The sequence below is a fragment of the Flammeovirga agarivorans genome, assembly GCF_012641475.1.
Classification (GTDB): domain Bacteria; phylum Bacteroidota; class Bacteroidia; order Cytophagales; family Flammeovirgaceae; genus Flammeovirga; species Flammeovirga agarivorans.
Map to the genome: position 1 here is coordinate 419927 of NZ_JABAIL010000002.1, position 13960 is coordinate 433886.

The following is a 13960-nucleotide window of genomic DNA, read 5'->3' on the forward strand; positions in this document are numbered from 1 at the left end:
TCCTATTACCAGCTCATTAATAGGCAATAAAAAACCCTTTCGATAGGCAATACCTATGAAAGGGCTAGTTGTTGTTATTTAATCTGACACCATTATCGGTAAGTTTGCTCTTACTTACTCTACTTTTATTTAATTTGACACTAGTAGAAAACTATTTACTCTGTTCTTTATATATTTCTGTTAGCTCGTCCCAAGACACTCCAAGTAACTGAAGCTTTTTAAAGAAATTCGGTAGATCCTTTTTCATAAATTCCGATTTCTCTAATTGCTTTACCATTACAGTAGCATCTTCTGAGATAAAGTAGCCAATTCCTCTTTTATTAAAGATCACCCCATCATCCTGTAGTGCAGCATAAGACCTGGCTACAGTATTTGGGTTTACCTCTAATTCTATGGCCATTTGTCGGACCGAAGGAATTTTATCTCCTTCTACCCAAACTTCTTTCAGAACCTTTTCTTGAATAAGGTCCATGATTTGAAGGTAAATGGCTTTATTATTTGAAAATTCCATATTTAAACTTCTGCTCTTTTAAATTTTAAGAAGGATAGTATCCACAATGCTAGAATTGTGAAACTGACTCCCACTTGAAACACATACTTGATCGTCCCTTGTAGTGTTTCTTCGTCTAATTGAAGACTGTAATCCATGTTTTCGAACTGTCCATTACTAAAGAATAATAAGAAGACAATCACTCCTACTACCCAAAAACCAACAAATAATCCAAAACCAATCACTGTTGTTTTAAGGAAAGCATATCTTCTAAACAACGACGAACCCAAGAAGTAGAAAGAGTGTACAAACAAGTAACTCATTGTAAACCCTAACAAACCTTCAGCACTGATCATATCATTGACAGTAAATAAGAAAATACTACCTCCAAATAATGACCAAACCAATTTGGCTCCTAATTCTACGACTAGAAACACTAACGTAACTGTGATAGGATAGAAAAATGCTGTGGAAAGGAACGTTACAAAAAACTTTTCCTCCCTAGATGCAGGCAATGACAAGTAATTTAATGCTCCTCCTTTAGTAGCTATACGATGGAATGAAAAGGATGAAATAATAGGTCCTCCCAATCCAATTGCCAAACCATATATTGTTCCTAATGTTTGATGAGTAACTACACCTCTAGGCTCCAGTGTACTAGACAATGCACAAATAGCAATAATAAACAACGCAAAACCTACTACTGAGAGTAAAAGTGGCTGTTGCAGCAATACTAATTCGTATTTAAATAAGTTTGATATTCTATTGATATTAAATTTAGATTCCATGACACTAGTTATTTGATAAAATGAGTTGGTAATGCTTGATTCATCTTCTCTTTCTCTGTTAAAACAGCATTAAAGAGTAATTCAAGGTTGATTCTACTTGGTATTCCAGAATGATTAAAAGCCACTACTTTATCTTCTGCTACACCATTTTCTGTATAGATAACATCTGAGTTTTCCACTTTCTCTGCTGTTGTAAATAATAACTTATCGCTAATATTTTCTAAAGTTTCATTAAACACTACTTTACCATTATCTACAATGACGATAGGATCAATTAAGCTTTCAAGGTCGCGTACTTGGTGAGTTGAAATAAGAAATACTCTATCATCACTCATATGTTTCGCTACCATTTTTCTAAACTGACTCTTAGAAGGAATATCCAAGCCGTTGGTAGGCTCATCCATCAATAATAATCTAGTATTTGAAGCTAATCCCAATGAAATCAATGCCTTCTTCTTCTGGCCGTAAGACATATTATTCATTTTCAACTGCCCATTCAAACCAAATTCAGTCAGCATTTCATAGAAAGTTGACTTATTAAATTTAGGATAGAACGGGGCTAGTACACCTTGGTATTGATCAATAGTAACATTGGGAAAAGTCATTTCTTCAGGAATAAAGAAAACCTCTTGAAGAAACTCTGGCGAAGAATTATCAGCAAAAAAACCACCCACGTTCACTGTACCATCGAATGGTTTCTTTAAACCTGCGATTAACATTAGAAGAGTTGATTTACCAGCACCATTCTCACCAAGTAACCCGTATATATTTCCTTCTTTCAGCTCTAAATCAAGAGCATCATACAATATATGCCTCTTTGAATACCCGAAAGTTAGATTATTAATATTGATCATGATTATGTTTTTAGTGTACTATTTAACTATTACACTACAACATTAATTCAATGATTTCATAATTCCAAATTTTAAGTAATATTTTTTCTATAGGGATCCTTTAATTCACACTCATTTAATAATGAAATGCTATTTTTCAAGAAATGAGATGATTACTAATATTATTCTTGGGGATTATGTTTTTATCCCATATATTAGCGAGCTTATAATAAAGTATTCGATTACAAATTTTATATAGATCAATGCCGAACGCATCTTTAATCACTCGTGATTTAACAGATTTGACGAAAGAGACTAAAAACATCTATGAGTCAATCGTAATTACAGGAAAACGTTCAAGACAAATCTCTTCTCGTTTGAAAGATGAGTTGAACGCTAAGTTATCAGAGTTTGCTACAACTGTAGATAACTTAGAAGAAGTACAGGAGAACCGTGAGCAAATTGAAATTTCACGTTTCTATGAGCGTATGCCAAAGCCAACAACTCTTGCAACAGAGGAGTTGATCGAAGACAAAATCTTTTTCACAAAAGTTGACGACGCTTACTAAGCCATAAATCAACTCAAGTGAGACAAGCTTCCTAATTTACTGAATGTAGATTAGGAAGTTTTTTTTTATTTTTACTTCTCGATCATAAACCGAACAAATACAAATGAACCCGATCCTAGAAGGTAAAAAGATATTGATAGGCGTTACAGGAGGCATCGCCGCATATAAAATTGCTTTATTAGTGAGATTACTCAAAAAGCAAAAGGCAGAAGTTCAGCTAATTATGACTGAGGCTTCCAAACAATTTATTACTCCAGTTACTTTATCTACATTATCCGAAAACCCAGTATTATCTCAATATGCAAATGAGGAAACAGGAGAATGGAATTCACATGTTAAATTAGGTTTATGGGCTGATCTTATGATTATCGCTCCTGCAACAGCAAATACAATGGCTAAAATGGCCAATGGCTTATGCGATAACTTATTAATGGCCACTTATTTATCTGCAAGGTGCCCTGTGATGATTGCTCCTGCTATGGATTTAGATATGTTTATTCATCCTTCGACGACTAGAAATATCAATACATTGGAGAGTTATGGGCATATTATAGTAGATGCAGAAGAAGGCGAATTAGCTTCTGGTTTGGTAGGGAAAGGCAGAATGGCCGAACCTGAACATATTATTGATGCAGTAGAAACTTTCTTCGGGAAAACAGAACATCTTCCATTAAAAGGTAAAAAAGCTTTAGTAACTGCAGGGCCAACTAAAGAGCGTATAGACCCCGTTCGATTTATTACCAACGGCTCGACAGGTAAAATGGGATATGCCATTGCAGACGAATTAGCTAAACAAGGAGCTGAAGTCACTATTATTTCTGGTCCTGTCAACGTTTCCACATCACAAAAACAAGTAACCATTGTAGATATTGAATCAGCTCAAGATATGTTTGAAGCTGTAAACGAACGTTTTGAGTCTACTGATATCTGTGTTTTCACGGCTGCAGTAGCAGACTATACTCCTTCTCAAGTTTCTTCATCAAAAATTAAAAAGAAAGATGGAGATATGGGAATTGAAATGAAAAGAACAATTGATATTGCTAAAACTATGGGTGAGAAGAAAACTTCTCAACAAATTACTGTAGGTTTTGCATTAGAAACAGATAATGAGCTAGATAATGCCAAAGGAAAACTACAAAAGAAAAATGTAGATTTTGTGGTATTAAACAGCTTAAAAGAGAAAGGAGCAGGTTTTGGTCACGATACGAATAAAGTATATATTGTATCTACTGAGCAAGTAGTAGAACTTCCTCTTTTATCCAAAAAGAAAGTTGCTGAACATATTGTTGATGAAATTATTCAGAGAAAAGGTTAATTTGTCATCTATAATTTGAATCCATACCGAATGAAACGAGTAGTCGTATTTTTTAGTCTTATATTATTTTCTTTTTGTGGATGGTCCCAAGAGTTCCAACCAACCATCACTGTCAATGGAGAACGTGTTCAAACCAATGAGACACAAATCTTTACTGATTTACAAAATGCATTACAACAGTTTATGCAGAATCAGGAATGGACAGACGATCGTTTTGAAGATAATGAGAAAATAAAACTGAACATACAGATTACTTTAGCCAATACGTCGGATGTCACTGCACAATCTTATTCTGCAGATGTTCAAATTCAATCCATTCGTCCTGTATATGGCACTTCATTCGAAAGCTCAATTCTAAACTTCTTAGATAACAAATGGCAATTCTCTTATAATGATTCCGATCGATTGGTTTACACCCGAGGGGTATACACTTCTGAAATCGTCTCGCTATTAAGTTTTTATGCTTATATCTGCTTAGGAATGGATTATGACTCTTTCGGATTAAATGGAGGATCTCAGTATTATGAGAAAGCGCTAGAAATTGCGAACTATTCTGAGCAAAATGGGCGTCCGGGATGGAGTGCATTTGGCGACAAAAGAGATAGATACTATATCGCAAGAGATTTCATGGATCCTCAATTCGAAAATTTCAGGAAGTTTCTATATACCTATCATAGACAAGGTTTAGATATTTTCAGTGATGATCCAAACCAAGCTAGAGAAAATATATTGGCAGGGTTAAATGAATTAAAAGGCGTTAGAAAAGCTATTCCTATTTCTGTTACAATGGATGTATTTTTTGCTGCAAAAGGAGCTGAAATTACCAACCTTTTTGCAAAAGCAACAAAAGAACAAGCCGATCAAGTAGGTAAGCTGTTATTAGAATTAGACCCGACAAGATCTCAAGTATATAAGAAATTACTAACACCCTAGTGAGTAAGTACTTAAAAAATTTATATCATTACATTCAAGCATTAAGTTTGGACGTAGCCATCGGTGCCATTATTTGCTGTAAATTTCTTGCAGTAATTAATGGCATTGTGCTTCCTATATCTGTATTTATTTCATTGGGAACTGCTGTTTGGGTCATCTACACTTTAGATCACCTTTTAGATGCCCACTCAATACAGCATACAGCACATACATTTAGACATGCTTTTCACCAACGGAATAAAAAGACTTTGGGAATATTCTGTCTCTGCTTTGGCTTTATTGGAATTGCCAATACTTTCCTCTACTTACCTATTTCTTTATTTTACCATGGATTGATACTCACTAGTATCGTCTCTTTGTACTTAGTTATCATCAATCTAAAAGTACTTCCTTTTGCAACGTTTAAAGAGTTTACTGTTGCTATTATTTACACTGCAGGTATTTCTTTACCTGTGTTTAGCCTCAGCACTGAAGCTACTCCTCAGCTGTATTTATTTACCGGAATTTTCTTCACATTGGCATCTATCAACCTATTGGAATTTGCCTTATTTGATTTTGAAACAGACACAAAAGATGGACAACTTTCTGGCACTAGAAAGCTAGGATATAACAACATGAAATACAGAATCAACATTCTATCCTTTCTATTTATACTGCTAATGGGAATCTCATTTTATATTCTGCCTACTGAATTATATTCTGCTTTGATTGTTCTTTTGTTGATGGGAAGCTGTTTAGGCCTGATCTATATCAAATCGAATTTCTTTTCTAAAGATGATTACTTTAGAATTTTTGGAGACTTTGTTTTTCTGTTTCCCGCTATATATCTGTTTATTTCATGAAAAAAGATCACTTTAATCCTATTGCGAAAGTTTATGATAGGCTTGCTAAAATAGTCTTTGGAAATTCTATAATAGATATCCAACATCAAACATTTGAGAAAGTAAAAATGGGAGGAAAAGTATTAATTTTAGGTGGTGGCAGTGGTAAAATACTACCGTTTATTGATCAACAGATTAAGCCAAACGACATTACTTATGTTGAGCTTTCTTCAGAGATGATAGAATTAGCGAAAGACAAAAAAGTCAGTTGCTCTATAAATTTTATCCAAGACAGTTATGAGGTCATAAATCCTGATAAAAATAAATACGATGTATTGATCACCAATTTTTTCTTAGATATTCTAACCTACGAAAAACTTACAGCGTTCATCAATACATCGCATGAATTATTAAATCAAAATGGACAATGGATCGTTACAGATTTCCGTATTGATCCACATCCACTTAAAAAGGTGTTTCATCAAACACTGCATAAGTGCATGGTTTTATTCTTTAAGATCACTGTAAACCTTCAAAACAGCAAGCTTTATGATTATGAAGAAATGATTCGAAATGGAAATCATTTTCAACAGAAAATAGCGTATAAAGCTTTTTCAAAAATGATGTTTTCTACTTTATTCCAGAAAGTTTAGTTCAATTGGAATTTCACAATTTCCTTATCTGCACCTTGAACAATATGAACAATAAAAATACCCCTACCCCAAGGTGTTTCTAGATGAATACTGTTCACATTATCTTCTGAGTAAAATACTAATTGACCCAAATGATTAAAGATCTGAATATCGTATGGCAGGTTATTATTCACAGACAAGTGCACAGTGCTACCTGCAGACTGAGGCACTGGGTATATTTCCCCTTCCAACTCAATATTAGAAGTTGAAAACTCTACTACTACAGGTCCAAATATTTCAGATTGTCCATCAAAATCCACCTGATGTAATCTATAATATCCTACACCTGTACGTACAGTATAATCATCATATTGGTATTCAATTTGAACATTACTATTACCTGCTGCAGGTACTTTTTCTAAAGACTCCCAATTTCTACCATCTTTTGAAAATTGAACATCAAAATAATCACTATTGATTTCTGAAGCGGTAGCCCAAAACAAGGAAGCTCCATCTTTGTATGCTTCAGCTTCGAAATAGATAAGTTCTACAGGTAAATCCCAATTATCACAATCCTTAATTTGAGTGATATCAATAGGCATATGTTCATGGTATTTATCTTCTATTCTTTCAACACCATCCATACAAGAATTTTCTTGATTATAAACCCAATTTACATCTTCCTTAAAATGCATTTTATCGGTATTTATTCTCAATGCCCAATTATCTGCAACTACTTGCATCGGATCGTCTTTCTTATCCGATTCAAAGTCAGTATGTTCATTAACAGTCCAATCACTACTTGTAATTTCTAACGAACCACCTTTAAACTTAAGGTGTTTATTAGAAGTCAGGTACATCGATGTAATGATCGTCTCACAATCTTCTAGTTCAAACTTTCCGTCGACATAGAAGTTATTTGCTGAAATGATAACGACTTTATCTTTGTGTTTTGTATCTGAAGAAATTCTAGCCTCTTCACCTGTGTAAAATATAGTATCCCCATTGGGTGGGTTAGGAGATTCATCACATTCGGGAACGTCTTCAGGACGGTGGTCATTCCCACCTTTTGCTAAGACTGCATCACTGGCTGAAGAAATACAACTTTCACCAGTAACATCCCAAACTACCTTATTAGGACCTTTATAGTGAATCTGATTACTATATTCGAAAATACTTACACTATTAAATGTAACATATAATTTATCTTGACCATGTTGATCAAAATCGACATGACCATCTAATTGCCAAATACTATTATTGGCTTGTAACGCTCCTCCATTAAATTCTAAGTGAGCTCCATCCTCAGAAATCAATAAAGAGGATTCAACAGTAACATCACAACTTTCAAACTTAAGATGTGAGGATACTGTAAATTGCTCTGCTGTTATTATGATTGTTTCATGTTTGTATGTAGTATCTTCATCAACTCTAGGCTGATCTATAATGATTGGATCATTTGAAGGTAAACCAAAAACAATCGTAGACAGCAATAAGAACAATAAAAGTAGACTATGTTTTTTGTCAGTAAAGGTGATAATATCCATCGCTTTCTATAACAAATTAAATTTCACAATGACGAGTTATTAATACAGGTCTGCAATGTTATATTAAGCGATGGGAAATGTCACCTTTAATTAAAGTTAATTAAACAACAATCACATTTGTTTAAATTTCAACCTTTATACCAATCCACTCCTTTTTTCAATAAGGATAATGTTTCTTCTTCTCTTGATCCTGACTTTGCTTGATAGTCATATACCCAATTGGCTTCAGGTGGTAAACTCATAAGAATAGATTCTGTTCGTCCGTTACTTTCCAATCCAAACTTTGTTCCTCTGTCCCAGACTAAATTAAACTCAGCGTATCTACCTCTTCTTAGTCTTTGCCACAACAACTCATTTTCTCCAAAAGATTTATCTTTATTTCTTTCTACTTGTTGTTTGTATGCAGGAATAAAGGCTTCTCCTACATCTTGAACAAAGTGCCACAATTGGTCAGGGTTTAAGCCTTCTTCTTCGTGTTTCAAACGATCAAAGAAAATACCTCCAATACCTCTCGTTTCGTTTCTATGAGGAATAAAGAAGTAATCATCGGCCCATTTCTTAAAACGATCGTAATAACCTGCCTTTGTGTTTTCACAAGCTTCAAACAAATGTTCATGGAATAAAGCTGCACCTTCTTTTTCTACATAATGTGGTGTCAAATCTATACCACCACCAAACCAGTAAGTCCCATTAGAAAGTTCAAAATAACGAACATTCATATGGATAATTGGAACCATTGGGCTTTGTGGATGAAGTACGATAGAAACACCCGTAGCTTTAAATTTATCAGCTTTATCTACTTTTAAAGCTCTCGCCATTCCTTCAGAAAGATCACCTTCTACCAATGAAAAGTTAACTCCTCCTTTTGCTATAATATTTCCGCCTTTAATTACTCGGGTGCGACCTCCGCCTCCTTCTGGCCTCTCCCATAAGTCTTCTTCAAACTTGGCTTTACCGTCAATTAACTCAAGGTCTCTACATATATCATTTTGAAGCCCTTTAAACCAGGCAATAATTTCACTACTCGGTATGTTTTTCATCGTGTTTCTTTTTCTTTTTTTCTTCTCTTTTTTTCTTTCGGATGTATTTCTTGTAGCCTTTAGGCTTTTTCGTCATTTCTCTTTTTGTTGGACTTTGTGTAATGTCTCTAAAAGCATCAAAACTCTTGGTATGCATTACACTCGCCCCTGTCAATGATGTATTATCTTGATTGGTAGAAGTATAATAGACATCTTGTCGGTATTTCTGATAGAACTTCATTCTCAAAGCTCCATCCTGTGATATTACCACTTCTACAGTCCAATCACCTAATACGGATGCCGCAGTGGTCTGATTTTGACTATCTGTAAAACCACCATCTCTAGTTACCCTTACCTTTCCTTGGGCAAAAGTATAGGACAAACGCATTTGTAGATTTTGTAATGCCTCTTTGTCCAGACCACTCATATCCAAGTCTACCTCAAAGTTTTCGTCCACCTGAGATAAGATATAACTCAATTGATTGGTCAATAACTCAGAAACGGAACTAGAAGCCGTTTGTCCAAAACCAGTATAGGCATCATTAGACAACAACTGACGTAATACGATTAAGCCGAATACTTGTCTATTTAATTCTTGTTCATCTCTATGAATACGTTCTTCAAAACCTGCTACGTAAGATTCTAAAGAAACAGGACCTGCCTCAGTAGCTACCGTTGCAGGATAATCATGAATATCAATATCAAAACCTAATTGAGGAGCAGACAAATCTCCTTTGATCATTAAGTCTACATCTGTTGGATAACGCTTGGTGATCTCTGGAGCATTTCTAATCGTACTGTCTTGTAAATCTATTAGAGGTAATAGACTCACTCTCTGTTCGTATTTTGCTACAATATCCATTTGTGCTGAATATGGATCACCATTCCATGAAAGTGTTGAACCGGGATCAATCACAAACTTCTTATCGACAAGGTTAAACTCAGCCACTTTCATGGTAAAGTTATAGGCACCTTTCACAATTTCGACATTACCAAACATCTCAAAATTACGGTTCTTGTCAATCTTCATTTGAAGCTTTCCTTCTCCATTTCCTCTAATGATATCACCCGATTTTTTATCAAAAATTAGTTCACAGTAAGCATCTGGCGTAATATCTAGGTTCATGTTTACCTGGAAGTTGGCAACGTCATTTTCAATCACCTCTTCTTCATCTAATTCTTCTTCCATTTCATCTTGAGTAATGGAATCCGATTTTACATAAACGATGTAGGGGTCACTTTCAGAATAATCTATCGCGTTCAGTGGGATATAGATTTTTGTCCGTTTATTCGTCGCTGCTGTCACATCAATATTGATATCATCAAATGGACCTTTGATGGAGATATCACCGGTTCCAAATGCTGTTCCGTAGAACAAATCGTTACCTTCTTCCTGCTTTTTCATAATGAAGAAGTCATCGAATCTAACATTTAAATCGACAACAGTATTCTCAAAGCCTTCGTCAAAATAAACACCCCCATTCAGGTAAGCATAATGACCATATTCATCTATTGCTTTAAAGTTTGTTGTAGTAATTTTATCTGGACGAACTTCTATTTTCGTACTTTCTCCCTCTTCTCCAAATAGGTAGTCCACATTCAGAAAGACTAATCGGATATTCCCTTCCTCTGCAATAACATTACCCCATAGTTTAGGTGCTTCTTTCTTTCCGGATATCTTAATCCAACCGGTAGCCACACCATCCAAAACACTGACCACCTCATCCACATAAGGCTGGAAAATACCCAGAGGCAGTTTCTTTACCTGAAGTTTCATGTCTAATTGATCTTCTACCTTATTGGGATAGTAAGACCCTAGCAAAGTAAACTTATCTGAAAGTGAATCTGTGATATTAAAATCTACATTTAACTCATCTTTGGTCCATTGAGACTTTCCTGATAAATCACCAAGGAAGTAGTCATCTACTTCTAAGTCTTTGACATCAACATGGCCATATACTCGGATATCAGAGAATACATTTTCTATATATACATCCAAGCTATCTACCTCACCTTCATAGTTTTGGGTAGAATACTGAGATAGATACTTAAGATCTAGATTATCGGCAGTAATATGAAGTGGCTTCGGGTTATCTTTCTGTAAGTAGCCATTTAAGAAAAGCAACTCATCATTATTTGACAAGTTGAAGTTATCAAACTCAACACCATCGGGGTAAACGGTTATTTTTGATGGATAGGTGGACGCTGTTGTCCAAGTTTCCTCACCATATTTCACTTGTGATTGAGGCAATTGGAAAATCAGTTTATCCTTAAAAAGTTCAACATCACCTTTTAGTTGCAGTATCGTTTTGTAATTGGTGAAGTTCACTTCTGTTTCGAACATCATGTTTCTATCTACAGAAAATGCATTGAACTCAAAGTCTTCAGAAAGTACTCCATTGATCGTTTGTGATCCTGAACTTGCTTTTATTGATGTATTAAATTGTCTTTGGTATCCATTTTTTTCTGTGTGATAACTCAGCATATTGGAGTCTAACAGAACATCATAAAACTCTAAATGATCACTAAAAAGTTTAGCATCGAAAGCTTGCTGTTTACCAAAATTTCCCGAAAGAATTACTCTAGTATTATCTGCTATTTTAATACTGTCTGAAAAGATGCTTAAGAGGTCATTGATATTTGTGATTTGCAGATCAGCATCCACTGAGTAGTTATTCTCTCCTTTCTTTTCGCGTTTCTTTACCTTCTCTTCATAGTACTTTTCAACAACTTCGTCTTCTTTAAATAGATCGATATTCGCTTCATTAATTAGTTCCATCACATCGCGAGATAGATCTGTCACACTAAAGAAGCCTGCCATGTTGAATTTCAGAAAGTCTGCTTCAATATTCAATAAACGTAATCCTGATGCATCAACATTCGTCAACATCATCAATTCTTCAATATTTAACTCTCTTTTCTTATTGTATAAGCGAGTCCCTTGGAAGAATACTCCTCCTGATATTCCATTTCCAATTACTTTATCGAAGGAAGCTTCCATTCCAGTTTGCAAACCAACATGCTTCTCTGTTAAGTTCAGGGTATTAAGGTCAGGTGCTAGGATTCCTGATTTAAAATGGAAGGTACTGTCTCGGAAGTTTAATAACCCATCAACAAACATTTTCAAGTTGGGGTCATTCACTCTTAATCCTCCATTAAAGTACCCTTCTTTCATGTAGGTACTATCTAGGTAAATATTTTGGTAAGAATAATCATTAAGATCCAGCCTACTCATTTTAGCATCAACATTTAGCTTTATAGAGTGAATATCAAACCCTTTTCCATCTACATTACCTTCAAAATCTACGATACCAACTTGCTCTACATCGAAGACTCTACCCACATCCAAGCTATCTGTTTTTAGATATCCCGTATATGTTTCTTTAGGTATTGAAATGTCCATTTTTGGAGTGATCACACCGTATTCTGAGTTCAACACACCATCCAGTTCAAAGTCATCCAACGTTCCTTTAAACTCTCCTTCTAAGGCAACTGCACCAAATAACTCTACATATTCCCTAAACTGGTTTGGCACATAAGGCTCTAAGTCTTCAATAAAATAATAACTGTCTTTGAACTGAAGGTCCATGACTGTTCTCTGGGTTTCAATTATGTGGTCAAACGAGAAATCACCTCTAACTGTACTACCACCTCCAAATCTAAGGTTGGTTTTGGTTGCCTTTAGATCATTAACGGTTCCTTGAAGTTTTACATCACCAGAAATATAATCATGGATACTATCAAAATAGGTAAAAAACAGAGACAGATCATCTGTATGTAATGTGCTATTCTTTAGGTTAACATCCATGTCTACACAGTAATAGAAATCATTGTAATCTGTATAGTCATCATAGTTAAACTTCACCTTACCTACGATATAGCTCGAACCCATTTTTCCGTATAAATGATCTAGAATTAGACCTGTTGTTGAGATAGCAAAATGGGTATCAACATCCTGTATTTCGAGTTTACTTCTTCGTTCAAATGCATGGAGATTTTTGATTTCCATACCTATTGTATCTCGTGCTATTCTAAGATTTGTGACTTCCCCCTGAATATTATCAAACTCCATGTCATTGACATCGAACTTGCCTTTTTCTCTGAGTTCTACCCAAGGGTTACGCAGTATATATTTAGTGTTCTTTAATCTTACTTTTTCAAAAATGATATGAACATCTTTTGGATCTTTGAGATCATATCGGTGGATTCCTTTTGGATCTCCCGCCATATGTCGGATCCATTTTGTCATATTGTTCATGGAGTCCAATCTAGAATCCATTACCATTTCCACACTACCACCATCAACCAACGCGTCTTCTATATGAATGTAATGATCGTTGTTGTACAATAGCTCAATAAAGGAGAAGTTTAATGTCAGTTCATCCGCTTTGATAAGAGGTACCGAATCTTTATCTAAAATTTGTACTTTTTCCAAACGCCATCGATCAAACCAATCTAACTTTACAGATTCAATTGTTGTCGGATGTTGCCATTTTTTTGTGATAAAATCAGTGATCTCATGAATTATCATGGTTTGCACAAATGGCAACTGAGATAAAGACATAATAATTAGCCAAAAGAAAATCAGGAGTGATTGTAATCGAAAAAACCACACACGCATAAATCTAGCAGCATTTTTAAGTTTAAAAAGCTGTCTTTTTCTAGCAAAAGAAGATGTTTTATGTGCAAAAAAATTGAACTTCACTGATAACTTTTAACCCAAGACTCTAAATTTCAAGAACCCCTTGATCTACAAAAATAGGGTTAATTCTATTATGATAACATGATCCGGAAAGTAAATTGTATTTTGTTAAAACATTGGAGGTATTTTTTCTTTCTAAAAATTGTACTAAATAAAGTTTAATCAAAAAAAAAGCATCATAAAATGATGCAGTTTTCTTGTAATTCAGGTTTAAAAATATTTTCAGTATTACTATTTAGATAATAGAATACAGTGAAAGTAATAAAGATTACTTCCAAAATTTCTTTTAGATATAAAATAGAGGATTCTCC

General features: G+C 34.6%; 11 protein-coding genes. 5 read left to right on the forward strand and 6 right to left on the reverse strand.

The genetic code is table 11. The annotated features are described in order from the left end of the window. Positions 1-151 precede the first annotated feature (151 nt). The 3 genes from HGP29_RS06460 to HGP29_RS06470 are packed head-to-tail and all read right to left on the reverse strand — an operon-like array spanning position 152 to position 2132. Positions 152-511: a GntR family transcriptional regulator gene (locus HGP29_RS06460; protein WP_168881552.1), complete on the reverse strand. Its 360-nt coding sequence runs from the start codon at positions 509-511 to the stop codon at positions 152-154. A 2-nt stretch (positions 512-513) separates the two neighbouring features. Next, on the reverse strand, positions 514-1278 hold the full coding sequence (locus HGP29_RS06465) for a hypothetical protein (RefSeq protein WP_168881553.1): 765 nt from the start codon (positions 1276-1278) through the stop codon (positions 514-516). A gap of 8 nt (positions 1279-1286) precedes the next feature. Next, complete coding sequence (locus HGP29_RS06470; RefSeq protein WP_168881554.1) at positions 1287-2132, reverse strand: ABC transporter ATP-binding protein; 846 nt, start codon at positions 2130-2132, stop codon at positions 1287-1289. 242 nt (positions 2133-2374) lie between these two features. Between HGP29_RS06470 and HGP29_RS06475 the strand changes: the two genes are divergently transcribed. From HGP29_RS06475 to HGP29_RS06495, 5 genes are all read left to right on the forward strand, one after another. Further along, entirely contained in the window at positions 2375-2680 is a 306-nt protein-coding gene (locus HGP29_RS06475; RefSeq protein WP_168881555.1) for a DNA-directed RNA polymerase subunit omega, read from the forward strand. A 103-nt stretch (positions 2681-2783) separates the two neighbouring features. Beyond that, positions 2784-3995 carry a bifunctional phosphopantothenoylcysteine decarboxylase/phosphopantothenate--cysteine ligase CoaBC gene (gene coaBC, locus HGP29_RS06480; RefSeq protein ID WP_168881556.1) on the forward strand — a complete coding sequence of 404 codons (1212 nt, stop codon included), beginning with the start codon at positions 2784-2786 and terminating at the stop codon, positions 3993-3995. A gap of 30 nt (positions 3996-4025) precedes the next feature. Next, positions 4026-4928 (forward strand): type IX secretion system protein PorD, encoded by a 903-nt coding sequence (gene porD, locus HGP29_RS06485; protein ID WP_168881557.1) that lies wholly within the window; start codon positions 4026-4028, stop codon positions 4926-4928. Then, entirely contained in the window at positions 4928-5770 is an 843-nt protein-coding gene (locus HGP29_RS06490) for a hypothetical protein (RefSeq protein ID WP_168881558.1), read from the forward strand. Before porD ends, HGP29_RS06490 begins: the two co-directional genes overlap by 1 nt. Further along, positions 5767-6402, forward strand: coding sequence for a class I SAM-dependent methyltransferase (locus HGP29_RS06495; RefSeq protein WP_168881559.1), 636 nt, complete (start codon positions 5767-5769; stop codon positions 6400-6402). The genes HGP29_RS06490 and HGP29_RS06495 overlap by 4 nt, the downstream gene beginning before the upstream one ends. On the opposite strand, the gene HGP29_RS06500 is transcribed toward HGP29_RS06495, so the two are convergent. From HGP29_RS06500 to HGP29_RS06510, 3 genes are all read right to left on the reverse strand, one after another. Beyond that, complete coding sequence (locus HGP29_RS06500; protein WP_168881560.1) at positions 6399-7928, reverse strand: T9SS type A sorting domain-containing protein; 1530 nt, start codon at positions 7926-7928, stop codon at positions 6399-6401. The genes HGP29_RS06495 and HGP29_RS06500 overlap by 4 nt on opposite strands. 128 nt (positions 7929-8056) lie before the next feature. Next, the gene (gene hemF, locus HGP29_RS06505) at positions 8057-8968 is read right to left on the reverse strand and encodes an oxygen-dependent coproporphyrinogen oxidase (RefSeq protein WP_168881561.1); all 912 of its coding nucleotides are present in this window, start codon (positions 8966-8968) and stop codon (positions 8057-8059) included. Further along, positions 8949-13511, reverse strand: a complete 4563-nt coding sequence (locus tag HGP29_RS06510) for a translocation/assembly module TamB domain-containing protein (protein ID WP_168881562.1) — start codon at positions 13509-13511, stop codon at positions 8949-8951. Before HGP29_RS06510 ends, hemF begins: the two co-directional genes overlap by 20 nt. Positions 13512-13960: the final 449 nt, after the last annotated feature.